Source organism: Streptomyces chartreusis (genome assembly GCF_008704715.1).
Taxonomy (GTDB): Bacteria; Actinomycetota; Actinomycetes; order Streptomycetales; family Streptomycetaceae; genus Streptomyces; species Streptomyces chartreusis.
Genome location: NZ_CP023689.1, coordinates 7,035,169 through 7,049,378, shown reverse-complemented (window position 1 = coordinate 7,049,378; position 14,210 = coordinate 7,035,169). Strand labels below are relative to the sequence as shown.

Here is a 14,210-nt window from a genome sequence, read left to right as displayed (position 1 = left end):
TCGGGCGTGTCGGTGGGCTGTCGGTGGTTTGTCGGTGGGGACTGGCACTGTCGTTGCCATGACGCGAATCGACATGAAGCCGGGCGGCGCGGCCAGCGCCGTCTCCGTGCGGGGGTTGGTCAAGCACTACGGCGAGACCAAGGCTCTGGACGGTGTGGACCTGGATGTACGTGAGGGCACCGTCATGGGGGTGCTGGGACCGAACGGGGCGGGCAAGACCACCCTGGTGCGGATCCTGTCGACACTGCTGGCGCCGGACGCCGGGCAGGCGACCGTCGTCGGGTACGACGTGGTGCGCCAGCCGCGGCAGCTGCGCCGCGTGATCGGGCTGACCGGGCAGTACGCCTCCGTGGACGAGAAGCTCCCGGGGTGGGAGAACCTGTATCTGATCGGGCGGCTGCTCGACCTGCCGCGCAAGGAGGCACGCACGCGTGCCGACGAGCTGCTGGAGCGGTTCTCGCTGACGGAGGCGGCCAAGCGGCCCGCCTCCACCTATTCCGGCGGTATGCGCCGCCGGCTCGACCTGGCCGCCTCCATGATCGGCCGGCCGGCCGTGCTGTTCCTCGACGAGCCCACCACCGGGCTCGACCCCCGCACCCGCAACGAGGTGTGGGACGAGGTCAAGGCCATGGTCGGGGACGGCGTGACCGTGCTGCTGACCACTCAGTACATGGAGGAGGCCGAGCAGCTCGCCACCGAGCTGACCGTCGTCGACCGGGGCAAGGTCGTCGCCGGCGGCGGCATCGAGGAGCTCAAGGCCAAGGTGGGCGGGCGGACGCTCAGGGTCCGCCCGGTCGACCCGCTCCAGCTGCGCCCGCTCGCCGGGTACCTCGACGACCTCGGCATCACCGGGCTGGCCGCCACCACCGTGGACACCGCGGGCGGCACCCTGCTGATCCCGATCCTCAGCGACGAGCAGCTGACGGCCGTGGTCGGCGCCATCACCTCCCGAGGCATCACGCTCGCCTCCATCACCACCGAACTGCCCAGCCTCGACGAGGTGTTCCTGTCCCTCACCGGCCACCGCGCCAGTGCCCCGCAGGACACCGTGCCCACCGACGACCGCGAGGAGGTCGCCGTATGAGCGCCACCACCATGACCAATGCCGGCATCAAGGACGACGCGCGCATCCCGCTGCGCGGGCACCTGAGGCACACCGGCGCGCTCGTGCGCCGCAACCTGCTGTGGATCCGGCAGGACCCGGAGTCGATGGCCGACGCGCTGCTGATGCCGGTCATCTTCACCCTGCTGTTCGTGTTCGTCTTCGGCGGCTCGATCGGGCAGGCGCTCGGCGGCGGCCAGGACCAGTACGTGCAGTACGTGATCCCCGGCATGATCGCGATGATGAGCATGACGCTCTCCCAGGGTGTCGGTACCGGCTTCAGCCAGGACTTCAACTCCGGTGTCATGGACCGCTTCCGGTCCCTGCCCATCGGGCGCGGCTCGGTGCTCTTCGCGAAGATCTCCGTGGAACTGCTGCGGATGCTGTTCGCCACCGCCGTACTGATGATCGTCGCCGTCCTGGTCGGCTTCGACATCACCAGCTGGCCGGGGCTGCTGGCGACCGTGGCCCTGTCCACGGCGTTCGCCTCGTCGATCATGTGGGTGTTCCTCACCCTCGGCGTGATCATGAAGAGCGCGCAGTCCGTGCAGGCGATGGGCTTCCTGGTGCTGTTCCCGCTCCAGTTCGGCTCGTCGATCTTCGCGCCGACGGACTCGATGCCGGGCTGGCTCCAGGGCTTCACCGACTACAACCCGCTGTCCACCCTCGCGGACGCCTCGCGCGGCCTGATGGTGGGCGGGCCGGTCGCGCACGACCTGTGGGTGACGCTCGGCTGGTCGGTGGCGATCACAGCGGTCATGGCGCCGGTCGCGATCCACAAGTTCCGTACGAAGAGCTGACGTCCACCGCGCGGACGGGTCAGACGAGGGCGGCGGCCTCCCGGGGGGAGAGTCCGCCGCCTTCCTCGTACGCCGCCTCGAACGCCTCGTCGCCGAGTGCGGCGCGCAGCGCCTTCGCGGCCCTGGCGCGGGTCTCGCGCTCCACGGTCGTCGGGGCGTGGTTGTCGGGAAGCAGCGCGTCGCCGGCGGCGAGGCAGCGGGCCCCGTCGCGGGCGCGGCTCCCGCCGTCGGCGCCGGCCATGGCGACCGCGGCGACGTGCAGGTACATCGCGGGCATGTGCGGGGCGATGGTCTGCGACAGCGGCTCCTCGGCCCGCTCCAGGGCGAGGCGGACCTTGGTCAGGCCGGCCTCGTAGCGGTCGTCGGCGATCTCCACGAACGCCTCCATGCCGAGGATGAAGCCGTCGAAGATGACGAAGTGCGCGATCTTGAACTGCTCGCGCAGCAGCCGGATCTGCTCGCGCGACTCGGTGGTCCGGCCGGTCATGGCGAGCCACCCGGCGAGGAAGAGCCGCGCGGCGGGCATCGCCTCGTTGGCGGCGCCCTCCTGTCCCGCGATCACCTCGCGCAGCAACACCTCGCCCTGCTCGGGATCGCCGGTCTCCATCAGGGCGCTGCCGAGCCGGGCCCTGAGGACCGACTGCTGGGCGCGGGCGCCGAGGCGCTCGGCGACCTCGATCGCCGCCCGGTAGTCCTCGGCCGCCAGGTCGTGCCGGCCCTTGCGTTCATAGGCCTCGGCCCGCGCGGAGAACGCCTCGGCGGTGCCCCACAGATCGCCGAGCCGGCGGAAGATCTCCAGCGACTCCTCGGCGTCCCGGGTCGCGTCGCCCGCCCAGTCGCTGCGGTTGGCGTACAGGTTGGCCCGCCACTGCAGGCTGGAGGCGAGCTCCCACTCGTAGCCGGGCGTCTCGCGGGAGGTGCGGACGGTGGCGTCGACGACCGTGCGCAGCCGCGACACGTCCCCGGAGAGCATGACGGCGAAGAACCAGAGCATGCCGGGGACGCGGCAGGTCTGCGGCTGGCCGGGTTCGTAGGTGGCGGCGATGGACCGCAGCTTCGTCTGCGCCTCGGGGGACTGCCAGACGTCCAGTTCGGTGTCCATACAGGCCAGATGGACCAGATGCAGGCCGCGCCGGGCCTCGGCGAGGACCTCCCCGGTCCACGGCGGCGGGCTGTCCGTGCAGCGCTCCCACACGGGGGCGGCGGGGCGGGGCGTCTCGGGGAACGGGTCGGGGCCGAGGTCCATGATCTCCCGGGACCAGTTGCGGGCCTCGATCTTCAGGTCGCGCATCTGCCAGTACCAGGCCAGGGACAGGATCATGCACAACGCCTCCTGCTCCTCGCGGCCGGCAACGGCGTGGCGCAGGGCGGTGCGCAGGTTCTCGTACTCGCGCTCCAGCCGCTGGACGGCGGCGAGCTGGCCGGGGCCGCGCAGCAACGGGTCGGTGGTGCGGGCGAGTTCGCGGTAGTACGTCTGGTGCGCGCGCCCGGCCTCCGCGCGCTGTCCGGCCTCGTCGAGCCGTTCGCCGGCGTATTCGGCGACGGTCTCCAGGAGCCGGTAGCGCATCTCGCCGTCGCCCGAGGGAGCGGCCACGACCAGGGACTTGTCGACGAGGGAGCCGAGCGCCTCCAGGGCGGACGGCCCGCACACGGCCTCGGCGGCGGCGAGGTCGCAGCCGCCCGCGAAGACCGACAGCCGCCGCAGCACCTCGCGTTCGTCCTCGTCGAGCAGTTCCCAGGACCAGTCGACGACGGCCCGCAGCGTCTGCTGGCGGGGCAGGACGGTACGGCTGCCGGAGGTGAGCAGCCGGAAGCGGTCGTCGAGCCGGTCGGCGATCTGGCGGGGCGTGAGCATGCGCAGGCGGGCGGCGGCGAGTTCGATGGCGAGGGGCAGGCCGTCGAGGCGCCGGCAGATCTCGGCGCACGCCGCGGCGGTCTCCTCGTCGACCTCGACCCGGAAGCCCGGCCGCGCCGCGGCTCCCCGGTCGGCGAGCAACCTCAGCGCGAACGGCTCGGGCAGCGGTTCGACGGGGCGCAGCAACTCGCCCGGTACGCCGAGGGGTTCACGGCTGGTGGCGAGCACGGTCAGCTCGGGGCAGCGCTCCAGCAGCGCCTCCACGAGGCGGGCGGCGGCCTCGACGACATGCTCGCAGTTGTCGAGGATCAGCAGCATCCGGCGTTTGGCGCAGTGCTCGGCGAGGCGGTCGACCGGGTCGTCGTGGCGGTCGGTGCCGGCCCGCATGGCCTCGGCTCCGGCGCCGTACAGCACGGTCTCGCGGGCGCCCACGGCGGTGAGCACGGCCTCCGGTACGGCCGCGGGGTCGTCGACCGGCGCGAGCTCGGCCAGCCACACCCCGTCCGGCGCCCCGTCCCGCACCCGCTCGGCGGCCTCCTGCGACAGCCGTGTCTTCCCGGCACCGCCGGGACCGAGCAGGGTGACCAGCCGGGCAGCGGTGAGGTCGCCGCGAATGGCGTCGATGTCGCTCTCGCGGCCGACGAAGGAGGTGAGGCGGGCGCGGAGGTTGCCCGCGGGCGGGTCGGCGGGGGCGGCGCGCGGGACGCCAGGGCCGGACGGGTCGATGCGACCGGGCAGGAGCGCGCTCGCGGAGCCGGGGACGGGCGCGGGGTGCGGTGTGCCGGACCCTGCTGTGCCCTGGTCAGCGGGTTTCTGCGGCGGGGACTTCGACGCGTGGCCCCCGCCTGCGCGCGGCGCGGTCCCCCGCCCCTCCTCCGTCGGCCGGAGCAACTCGCCGTGCAGGGCGCGCAGTTCCGGGCCCGGGTCCGAGCCGAGCCGGTCCGCCAGGAGGCGTCGTACGTCCTCGTAGGCGACCAGGGCCTCCGCCGTGCGGCCCGCGTCGCGCAGGGCGCGCAGGCGCAGGGCCTGGAGGGGCTCGTCCAGCGGGTGGGTGTCGCACAGGGCGGTCAGCTCGGGCAGGGACTGCTCGGCGTGGCCGAGGGCGAGGGCGGCGGTGTGCCGGGTGCGGAGGGCGTCCAGGCGACGGGTCTCCTGGCGGGCCGCCTCCGCGGTGTGGTCGGGGAGGTCGGCGAGGGCCGGGCCGTGCCACAGGGCGAGGGCGTCGTCGAGGACGCCGGCCGCCTTGGCGGGGTCGCCGTCGGCGAGCGCGCGCGTGCCCTCGCCGACGAGCCGCTCGAAGCGGTTCAGGTCGATGTCGTCGGGCGCGGCGGCGAGCCGGTAGCCGCCCTCGGCGGAGAGGATCGCGTCCGCCCCGAGGGCCCGGCGCAACCGCCCCACCAGCGCCTGGAGCGCGCCCGTCGCGTCGGCGGGCGGCTCGTCGCCCCACACCTCGTCGACCAGCAGCCCCACGGGCACGGTCCGGCCGGCCCGCAGTGCCAGCACGGTCAGCAGGGCACGAAGCCGCGCCCCGCCGACCGGAACGGGGCGGCCGTCGGGGCGGAGTACCTGGGTGGTGCCGAGAATGCGATAGCGCACGGGATCCATTGTCTCTGGTGGGCTCGGGGACGGTCACAGGGTTGGGGTCCGAGGCGCGGCGGCCCCGGCGGAGCGGGTGCGGCCCGGCCGGGCGGTCGGCGCGGGCGGGCAGTTTGGCTCCACCCTCTCCGGAACCGGTGCCCCACCGCGAGACGTTTTCCGCGTAGGCCCGGTACGGTCGGGCAGGTCCCCACGCGGTCCCGCGTGCACAAGAGCTCAGGGAGCCCCATGACCACCGCCCTCAGCCGCCGCAGCGAGCGGCGGATCAGCCCCGTCTTCGTCGGGATCGTCGCCGTCACGGCGGTGACGGGCTGGGCCACCTGGACCGGGTTCGCCGAGCAGCCCGGGCTGGCCGTGTTCCTGTTCGTGACGGCGGCCTGGATCGTGTCGCTGTGTCTGCACGAGTACGCACACGCGCGTACCGCCCTGCACAGCGGCGACATCTCGGTCGGCGCGAAGGGCTACCTCACGCTCAACCCGCTGAAGTACACGCACGCGCTGCTCAGCATCGTGCTCCCGGTCATCTTCGTGATCATGGGCGGCATCGGTCTGCCGGGCGGTGCTGTATTCATCGAGCGCGGCCGGATCCGGGGGCGCTGGCGGCACAGTCTGATCTCGGCGGCGGGCCCGCTGACGAACGTGCTGTTCGCGGTCGTGTGCACGGCCCCGTTCTGGCTGGGCGCCCTCGACGGTGTGCCGCGGGACTTCCGCTTCGCGCTCGCCTTCCTCGCGCTGCTCCAGGTGACGGCCGCGATCCTGAACTTCCTGCCGGTCCCGGGCCTGGACGGCTACGGCGTGATCGAGCCCTGGCTGTCGCACAACGTCAAGCGCCAGGTGGAGCCGTTCGCTCCGTTCGGCCTGCTGTTCGTGTTCGCGCTGCTGTGGGTGCCGTCGGTCAACAGCGCCTTCTTCGACGCGATCGACACGATCCTGCGCGGCCTCGGCATCAGCGACTTCGACACCTACTGCGGCTACGACCTGTTCCGCTTCTGGCGGGACTCGAACGAGATCTGCTCGATCGCGCAGTGACTCAGCCGGCGGCGGAGCCGCGCCGCTCGTCCTTGGCGCGCTTGAAGTAGTACCAGGTCATGTTCGACGAAAGGCCCGCGAGCAGCACCCACACGATCCCCAGCCAGCTGCCCTGCGCGAAGGAGACCACGGCCGCGACCACGGCCAGCACACAGACGATCAGGGCATAGACACCAAGGCGGGGCATTTCACTCGGCTCCTTCGGGGGACACTGCTACCCGGACAGTGTCCCCCATCGGCTCATACGTCCGTGACGCGGAGTCCGGCGTGCGCCTTGTAGCGGCGGTTCACCGAGATCAGGTTCGCGACCAGCGCCTCCACCTGGTGAGCGTTGCGCAACCGCCCCGCGAAGATGCCGCGCATGCCGGGGATCCGGCCGGCCAGCGCCTGGACGATCTCCACGTCGGCGCGGACCTCGCCGAGCACCATGACGTCGGTGTCGATCTCGTCGATCTCCGGGTCCTCCAGCAGGACCGCCGACAGATGGTGGAAGGCAGCCGTCACCCGGGAGTCCGGCAGCAGGGCGGCGGCCTGCTCGGCGGCGCTGCCCTCCTCCGGCTTGAGGGCGTAGGCGCCCTTCTTGTCGAATCCGAGCGGGTTGACGCAGTCGACGACCAGCTTGCCGACGAGGTCCTCGCGGAGCGCTTCCAGGGTCTTGCCGTGGCCTTCCCACGGCACGGCGACGATCACGATGTCGCTGCGGCGAGCGCACTCGGCGTTCTCGGCGCCCTCGATGCCGTGCCCGAGCTCCTCGGCGGCCGCCTGCGCGCGCTCGGCGGCCCGCGAGCCGATGATCACCTTCTGGCCGGCCCGGGCGAGCCGGTAGGCCAGGCCCTTGCCCTGCGGCCCGGTCCCGCCGAGCACGCCGACGACGAGCCCGGAGACGTCCGGGAGGTCCCAGGGGTCCTTGGCCGGGGCCTTCGCGGGCGCGTCGGCGGGCTGCTGTGCACTGTCGGTAGAGGTCATGGGCCGACTTTACGTCCGCCCCGGCCACGCCGACGGCTCAGGTGAGCCGGTTCACGGGTACCCGGCGGAAGGTGATGCTCTCGTAGGGGCCGAAGTCGCCGGTCTCGTAGAGGAGTCCGACCGTCTCCTCGTCGATCCGGGTCAGGTCCGAGTAGGCGGCGGGCAGTCCGTCCACCGGGTGGGCGGACCGCCAGGTGACGCCGTGGTCGGTGGAGGCGCGGATCGTCATCAGGGCGCGGGCGCCGGGGTCGGCGGGGCCGGAGAACAGGAGCACGTCGGGGTCGCGGAGCTGGAGCACGCTGCCCTCGCAGATGGGGGCGACGAGGCCGGCCTGCGGGCGGAAGGGTCTGGTCAGGGTCGTGCCGCCGTCCTCGGAGTAGGCGTCGGCGCGGTTGCCGGGCGAGACGGAGTCGTTGCGGGTGTTGAAGTAGACGCGGCCGTCGGGGAGTTCGGCGGCGGTGGTCTCGTTGACGTTGATGTAGCCGTCGGTGTTCTCGTCGATGTAGCCGATGCTCCAGGTGGCGCCGCGGTCGTCGCTGAGCAGGCAGTGGCCGCTGTTGTACCTGGGTTCGGTGCCGATGTCGTCGCCGGCGGGCGGGATCGTGTGGTTGGCGGCGACGACGACCCGGCCGGTGCTCAGCTGGATCGCGTGGCCGGGCGTGGTGGCGTACCAGCGCCAGCCCGGCCTCTTCACCTGCGCGGTGATCTCCTTCGAGCTCGACCAGGTGACGCCGTCGTCGTCGCTGTGCCGCACCCAGATCCGGCGGCCGTCGGCGTCGCTCACCTCGCCGCGCAGGATGCCGGCCTCGGTGGCGGTGGCGTGGTTGCGGATGTAGACGAGCAGGATGCGGCCGGTGTCCAGGACGACGGGGGCGGGGTTGCCGGCGAGGTGCCAGTTGTTGTCGGCGACCACCGCGAGGGGACCCCAGGTGCGGCCGCCGTCCGTGGAGCGCTTGAGCACGATGTCGATGTGCCCGTGGTCGCTCGCGGAGTTGACCCGGCCCTCGCAGAACGCGAGAACGGTGCCGGTGGAGGTGGTGACGACGGCCGGGATGCGGAAGCTCGCGTAGCCCTCTTGGCCGGCGCGGAAGGGGACGCTGGTCTCTGTCATGGGGGCTCCTCGGATCGCCTGTATCACCGCGGCAGGTGGTTGAGCGGGATAACGAATGCGTCTGCCCAGGTTGGGCGAATTCGTGGTGAACTCCGGGTCACGAGTGGTCGGTTGCGGCAGGATGCGGTCGCATGGATGCCGTACGTGTCGCGTTGCTGCGCGAAGTACTCGCCGGGACGGAGTGGTTGGGGGCGACCCGACGGTTCGCGGGGTCGCTGCGGGCGTCGGCGGTGGCGCACGGGGGCGGGCTGCTGCTGGTCGGCACGCGGGAGTACGAGCCGTGGCATCTGGCGGCGCATCTGGTGGACGAGGCCGCGTGGTCGGGGACGCCGGAGCTCGCGCCCACTCTCGTACGGCATGACGCGCGCGCCTCCGATCCGGCGCATCTGGCGGTCGGGCTCGGGCGGCTGGCGGCGGCCGGGCGCGACGAGACGCTGCTGGTGGTGTCGCCGGACCGGCCGGGGGCGGCGCTGCTGGAGAGGGTGCACGACGCCCGACGGGCCGGGGCGACGGTGCTGGCGCTCGGCACCGGAGAGGGGGAGCTGACGACCATGGCCCACGAGAGGCTGGTCGTGCCCGAGGGCGCGGAGCTGGACCTGGACACCGTGCAGCACCTGGTCAGCGCGGCGGCGGGCGAGAACACGGTGCCCTCCGGGCGGGGGCGTCGGAGGTTCCGGGACCGGTTGTCGAGGCTGGCGGAGTCGCTGACGGCACCGCCACCGCCGCGGTGGTGAATGCGCAGGATGGTTGGGGTGGTTTCTGTTGTCGGGCGGGCTTCGGTTGTGGGGGCTGGTCGCGCAGTTCCCCGCGCCCCTGAGCGGCGTTGACGTCACGTCGGTCGGCCCCATCCGGAAAACCGGTTGCCCCAGCCACCTACCCGATCCGACCATGACCCTTCGTGACCGCCGAATCCCCCACGCCCGATCCTGCCCGTCCCTCCCGGCTGCGCTCCGTGCTCCCCGATCTCGCGCCCTGGCGGGCCTCCGCCGACTTCCGGCGGCTGTGGCTGGCGGGGCTGGTGACGACCTTCGGCAGCTTTCTGACGTTCGTCGCGCTGCCCGTGCAGATCAAGGAACTCACCGGGTCGGCCGCGGCGGTGGGCGCTATCGGGGCCGTGGAGCTGGTGCCGCTGATCGTGTTCGGGCTGTACGGCGGCGCGCTCGCCGACGCGCTCGACAAGCGGAAGCTGATCCTGTGGACGGAGGCCGGCCAGGCGGTGCTGAGCGCGGCGCTGCTGGTCAACGCGCTGCTGCCGACCCCGGCGATCTGGCCGCTGTACGTCGTCGCCGCCCTGTCCTCCGCGCTGGTGTCGGTCCAACGCCCCGCCCTGGACGCCCTGTTGCCCCGGATCGTGGCCCACGACCACCTCCCGGCGGCCGCCTCCCTCAACGCGCTGCGCTGGCAGGTCGGCGGTGTCGCGGGTCCCGCCCTGGCCGGCGTGGTCGTCGCGTACGCGGGGCTCGGCTGGGCGTACGGCGCGGACCTGGTGACGTTCGTCGTCTCCGTCGCCCTCGCCGTCGGCCTCTCCCCCTCCCCCGCCTCCCACGAGGCCGCGAAGCCGTCCCTGAAGGCCATCGCCGAGGGCGCCCGGTACGCCTGGAGCCGCAAGGAGCTGCTCGGCACCTACGTCGTCGACATCGCGGCGATGCTGTTCGCGCTGCCGCTCGCCGTGCTGCCGTTCCTCGCGGACGAGCTGAACGCCCCCTGGTCGCTGGGCCTGATGTACGCCGCGATGCCGGCCGGCGCCATGGTGGTGAGCCTGACCAGCGGCTGGACCTCGCGGGTGCACCGGCACGGGCGGGCCGTGGTGCTGGCGGCCGCGCTGTGGGGCGTGGCCGTCGCGGCCGCCGGTGTCTCGCGGAACGTATGGCTGGTGCTGCTGTTCCTGGCGCTCGGCGGCGCCGCCGACATGGTCAGCGGCGTCTTCCGCGGGGTGATGTGGAACCAGACGATCCCTGACGAGCTGCGCGGCCGGCTCGCCGGGATCGAGCTGCTGTCGTACTCGGTGGGCCCGCAGCTGGGCCAGACCTACACGGGCGGCGTCGCGGCCTGGAAGGGCGTGCGGACGTCCGTGTGGTCGGGCGGGCTGCTGTGCGTGGGCGCGGTGGGGCTGCTGGCGCTGTGCCTGCCGAAGCTGATGACGTACGACGCGCGCACGAACGAGCACGCCGTCCGGCTGCGGGAGCAGCGCGGGGCGGCAGCCGCGCCGGCGCCCGCGGTGGCGCCGGCGGAGGGCTGACCGGCCGGGATCAGTTCTCGTCCGGGGGGCCCGTCGGGGCGTCGTGCCACCTGGGGTCGTTCTCCCACTCCAGGTTGCGTTCGCGCGCCAGGTCCATCGCCTGCTGGGCCTCGGCCCGGGTGGTGTACGGCCCGAAGCGGTCCTTGGCCGGGCACTCCGGGCCCTCCTCGACCTTCTTGTGGACGAGGCAGTAGTACCACTCGCCCGGCTTGCCGACCGTGCGCTTCTTGAACAGGGCCATGACCCGCTCCTTTCGACTGAGCTCGCCATGGTCATGGTCCCCCATGGCCGCTGTCTTAGACTCGCTGGCATGTCTGGCCAGTCGCTGCTCGTACCAGGGGAGCTGTCTCCCACCCGTTCCGTACCCGGAAACATCCGCCGGCCCGAGTACGTCGGCAAGCCCGCGCCGACGCCGTACAAGGGTCCGGAGGTGCAGACCCCGGAGACCGTCGAGGCGATGCGGGTCGCCGGCCGTATCGCCGCGCGGGCGATGGCCGAGGCGGCCAAGCTCATCGCGCCCGGCGTGACGACGGACGAGCTGGACAAGGTGGCGCACGAGTACATGTGCGACCACGGGGCCTACCCCTCCACGCTCGGCTACCGCGGCTTCCCGAAGTCGCTGTGCACCAGCCTCAACGAGGTCATCTGCCACGGCATCCCGGACTCCACGGTCCTGCGCGACGGCGACATCATCAACCTCGACGTCACGGCGTACATCGGCGGGGTGCACGGCGACAACAACGCCACGTACCTGGTGGGTGACGTGGACGAGGAGAGCCGTCTGCTGGTGGAGCGGACCCGCGAGTCCCTCAGCCGCGCGATCAAGGCCGTCAAGCCGGGCCGTCAGATCAACGTCATCGGCCGGGTGATCGAGTCGTACGCCAAGCGCTTCGGCTACGGCGTGGTCCGTGACTTCACCGGCCACGGCATCAACTCGTCGTTCCACTCGGGCCTGATCATCCCGCACTACGACAGCCCGCACGCGACGACGGTCATCCAGCCCGGGATGACGTTCACGATCGAGCCGATGCTGACGCTGGGCACGCACGAGTACGACATGTGGGACGACGGCTGGACGGTCGTCACGAAGGACCGGATGCGCACCGCGCAGTTCGAGCACACGCTGGTGGTGACGGAGACCGGCACGGAGATCCTCACGCTGCCGTAGCCGAGACCGTACGGACCGCCGGAACCCGTCCTCTGCGGAGGGCGGGTTTTCTCGGTACGCTTTTACCGACATGACGTCGGCAAACCTATTGACTTAGGTAAGCCTAACCTCAGAAAATGGCGGCATGGACTCCTTCTCGACAGTCATCCGCACCGCCTCGCACGAAGAGCACGTGCAGGCGGAGACCTCGACGTTCATGAGCGACATGCTCGGCGGCCGGCTGGGCGTGGACGCGTACGCGCGGTACACCGAGCAGCTGTGGTTCGTGTACGAGGCCCTGGAGGCCGGTGCCGAGCGGCTGGCGTCGGATCCGGTGGCCGGTCCGTTCATCCGGCCGGAGCTGTTCCGGCTGGCGTCGCTGGAGCGGGACCTGGCGCATCTGCGGGGCCCCGGGTGGCGCTCGCTGGTGTCCGCCCTGCCGGCCACCCGGGCCTACGCGGACCGGGTCCGCGAGTGCGCCGAGGACTGGCCGGCCGGCTACATCGCCCACCACTACACCCGCTACCTCGGCGACCTCTCCGGGGGCCAGATCATCCGCGACAAGGCCGAGAAGACCTGGGGTTTCACGCGCAAGGGCGACGGGGTCCGGTTCTACGTCTTCGAAGAGATCTCCAACCCGGCCGCGTTCAAGCGGAGTTACCGGGAGCTGCTGGACGAGGTGCGCGCGGACGACCTGGAGAAGCAGCGGATCGTGGCGGAGTGCAAGCGGGCGTTCGCGCTGAACACGGCGGTGTTCCGGGCACTGGGCGAGGAGTTCCCGCTGTCGGCGTGAGCACCGGCTCCCTCACCGCCGACCGGCTTTCTCACCGCCAGGTTCGGCTTCTTCAGCGCCAGGGCCGCAGACCGCCCGCGTCCTTCTTCCAGCCGTCGCGGGCGGCACGCAGCAGGGCGTCGGCGCGGGCCCGGCGGGTGCGGGCGGCTTCCCTGATCGTGTCGAGCTCGGGCCGGCCCGCCTCCCCGGCCTGCGCCAGATCGGCCTCGGCGCGCTTGGTCTCCGCGACCAGCTCGGCCTCCCGGGCCTCCAGCCGGCGCAGGAACTCCTCGTGCCGCAGCACCTGGTTGCGGATGTCCTCGACCAGGTCGTACGCGGCGACCTCGGCCTCCCGCGGGTAGTGCTCGGTGCGGGAGGTGCCGTCGGGGCGGGTCACCCGGATGTGGACGTTGTCGCGGGTGTGGCCGAACTCGACGGCGATGCCGGCCAGCGGTAGCCGCTCGTCGACGGACGGCCGCCCGGCACCGTCGGATGCCTCCTCCGTCATGAACAGCAGGACGTGCTGGTGGAGTTCCAGCGGTGGCAGCCACCGCTTCGGACGCACCGCCTGCCCCTGCCCGGGTTTCGGCAGCGCCGCCCGGGCCGCCTGTAACTCCTGCACCCGATTCCGGTACGGCGCGATCCTTTCCGACCAGCGCCGTTCCGCGTCCGCCTCGCTCCGATGAGCCATCTCGTAGGCGGACCGCCGTTCACCGCGGGCGTCGGACAGCGCCCGCCGCGCCGCGCGCTCCTCGGTGCCGAACGAGAAGGTGAAGCGTGCTCTGCCCGGCACGCACGGATAGCGCAGCAGCCAGAACAGCAGCCCGCACCCCACGACGACCAGCACCACGATCACGGTCCGCACCGGATGCCCCCCTGTGCCCGCCAACGGGCCCAGTGTGACCGCATCCTGCGACCCGCACCAGGTGTCAGCGCTCCAGGACCACCCGGCCGCCGAGCTCGACCCAGTCGCCGGGCTGAGGTGCCGTCAGGAGCTGGGAACCGGTGCCCTGGGTGATGTTGAGCGCGCGCCCGAGCCGGTGGGTGAGCTGGATGGCCGCGGCACCGGTCGCCTCGTCCTCCGCGACGCCGTCACCCCGCCCGGGGAACCCTCGCGCGCGCACCCGCCCGGCGGCCTCGTCCTCCCAGGCCCAGGCATAGATCCACTCCCCCACGGGCGGCACCGCGAGGCCGTCGACCTCGCGCGCGCTGCCGTACTGCCGCAGGGTGCGCGGCGGTGCCCACTCCGGCCGGGCCTCGATCCAGCAGAACTCCCCGTCGATCCGCGCGCCGACCACCCCGGCGGGCGTGACGAGTTCGGGCACGTCGAGCAGCCAGGCCGTGCCGACGCACGGATACCCGGCGAAGGGCAGCCGCACGGAGGGCGTGTAGATGTCGATGACCCCGCGCTCGGGGTCGTCCACGAACACGGTCTCGCTGAACCCGAGCTTCGCCGCGAACGCCTGTCGTTCCTCGGGGTCCGGCAGCACGGATCCCTCGCGGACGACACCGAGCTCGTTGCCGTACCCGCCGCTCGGCCCGCAGAAGACGCGGAGGACGTCGTAGTCAGTCACGAGGGAATTCAAGCACCTG

The 14,210-nt window shown here is 72.4% G+C and carries 14 protein-coding genes; 7 read left to right on the top strand and 7 right to left on the bottom strand.

The genetic code is table 11. The features are described 5' to 3' along the window. The first annotated feature begins 58 nt into the window (after positions 1-58). Together CP983_RS31015 and CP983_RS31010 are read left to right on the top strand one after the other, a co-directional pair. Complete coding sequence (locus CP983_RS31015; protein WP_107906923.1) at positions 59-1,084, top strand: ATP-binding cassette domain-containing protein; 1,026 nt, start codon at positions 59-61, stop codon at positions 1,082-1,084. Continuing rightward, positions 1,081-1,902 carry an ABC transporter permease gene (locus CP983_RS31010; RefSeq protein ID WP_150503254.1) on the top strand — a complete coding sequence of 274 codons (822 nt, stop codon included), beginning with the start codon at positions 1,081-1,083 and terminating at the stop codon, positions 1,900-1,902. Before CP983_RS31015 ends, CP983_RS31010 begins: the two co-directional genes overlap by 4 nt. A gap of 19 nt (positions 1,903-1,921) precedes the next feature. On the opposite strand, the gene CP983_RS31005 is transcribed toward CP983_RS31010, so the two are convergent. Continuing rightward, positions 1,922-5,362 carry an AfsR/SARP family transcriptional regulator gene (locus tag CP983_RS31005; RefSeq protein ID WP_150503252.1) on the bottom strand — a complete coding sequence of 1,147 codons (3,441 nt, stop codon included), beginning with the start codon at positions 5,360-5,362 and terminating at the stop codon, positions 1,922-1,924. Positions 5,363-5,581: 219 nt separating this feature from the next. Between CP983_RS31005 and CP983_RS31000 the strand changes: the two genes are divergently transcribed. Then, positions 5,582-6,382 (top strand): site-2 protease family protein, encoded by an 801-nt coding sequence (locus CP983_RS31000; RefSeq protein ID WP_150503251.1) that lies wholly within the window; start codon positions 5,582-5,584, stop codon positions 6,380-6,382. A 1-nt stretch (position 6,383) separates the two neighbouring features. On the opposite strand, the gene CP983_RS30995 is transcribed toward CP983_RS31000, so the two are convergent. The 3 genes from CP983_RS30995 to CP983_RS30985 are packed head-to-tail and all read right to left on the bottom strand — an operon-like array spanning position 6,384 to position 8,459. Beyond that, entirely contained in the window at positions 6,384-6,569 is a 186-nt protein-coding gene (locus tag CP983_RS30995) for a hypothetical protein (protein ID WP_107906921.1), read from the bottom strand. Between the two features lie 53 nt (positions 6,570-6,622). Further along, the gene (npdG, locus tag CP983_RS30990) at positions 6,623-7,348 is read right to left on the bottom strand and encodes an NADPH-dependent F420 reductase (protein ID WP_150503249.1); all 726 of its coding nucleotides are present in this window, start codon (positions 7,346-7,348) and stop codon (positions 6,623-6,625) included. A 37-nt stretch (positions 7,349-7,385) separates the two neighbouring features. Next, a complete protein-coding gene (locus tag CP983_RS30985) occupies positions 7,386-8,459 on the bottom strand; it encodes a sialidase family protein (RefSeq protein ID WP_150503247.1) in 1,074 nt (357 codons plus the stop codon). Positions 8,460-8,590: 131 nt separating this feature from the next. Here CP983_RS30985 and CP983_RS30980 point away from each other — a divergent pair, with 131 nt between their 5' ends. Beyond that, entirely contained in the window at positions 8,591-9,193 is a 603-nt protein-coding gene (locus tag CP983_RS30980) for a hypothetical protein (protein WP_150503245.1), read from the top strand. 164 nt (positions 9,194-9,357) lie between these two features. Next, positions 9,358-10,698 carry an MFS transporter gene (locus CP983_RS30975; RefSeq protein WP_167537790.1) on the top strand — a complete coding sequence of 447 codons (1,341 nt, stop codon included), beginning with the start codon at positions 9,358-9,360 and terminating at the stop codon, positions 10,696-10,698. Between the two features lie 10 nt (positions 10,699-10,708). On the opposite strand, the gene CP983_RS30970 is transcribed toward CP983_RS30975, so the two are convergent. Then, positions 10,709-10,939 carry a hypothetical protein gene (locus CP983_RS30970; RefSeq protein ID WP_093745770.1) on the bottom strand — a complete coding sequence of 77 codons (231 nt, stop codon included), beginning with the start codon at positions 10,937-10,939 and terminating at the stop codon, positions 10,709-10,711. Positions 10,940-11,008: 69 nt separating this feature from the next. On the opposite strand from CP983_RS30970, the gene map reads away from it, so the two are divergent. Then, entirely contained in the window at positions 11,009-11,866 is an 858-nt protein-coding gene (gene map / locus CP983_RS30965; protein WP_030960583.1) for a type I methionyl aminopeptidase, read from the top strand. Positions 11,867-11,990: 124 nt separating this feature from the next. Beyond that, the gene (locus CP983_RS30960) at positions 11,991-12,638 is read left to right on the top strand and encodes a biliverdin-producing heme oxygenase (RefSeq protein ID WP_107906916.1); all 648 of its coding nucleotides are present in this window, start codon (positions 11,991-11,993) and stop codon (positions 12,636-12,638) included. 52 nt (positions 12,639-12,690) lie between these two features. On the opposite strand, the gene CP983_RS30955 is transcribed toward CP983_RS30960, so the two are convergent. Both CP983_RS30955 and CP983_RS30950 read right to left on the bottom strand, forming a co-directional pair. Continuing rightward, positions 12,691-13,506, bottom strand: a complete 816-nt coding sequence (locus tag CP983_RS30955; RefSeq protein ID WP_150503243.1) for a hypothetical protein — start codon at positions 13,504-13,506, stop codon at positions 12,691-12,693. A gap of 40 nt (positions 13,507-13,546) precedes the next feature. After that, positions 13,547-14,191 (bottom strand): PhzF family phenazine biosynthesis protein, encoded by a 645-nt coding sequence (locus CP983_RS30950; protein WP_150503241.1) that lies wholly within the window; start codon positions 14,189-14,191, stop codon positions 13,547-13,549. Positions 14,192-14,210: the final 19 nt, after the last annotated feature.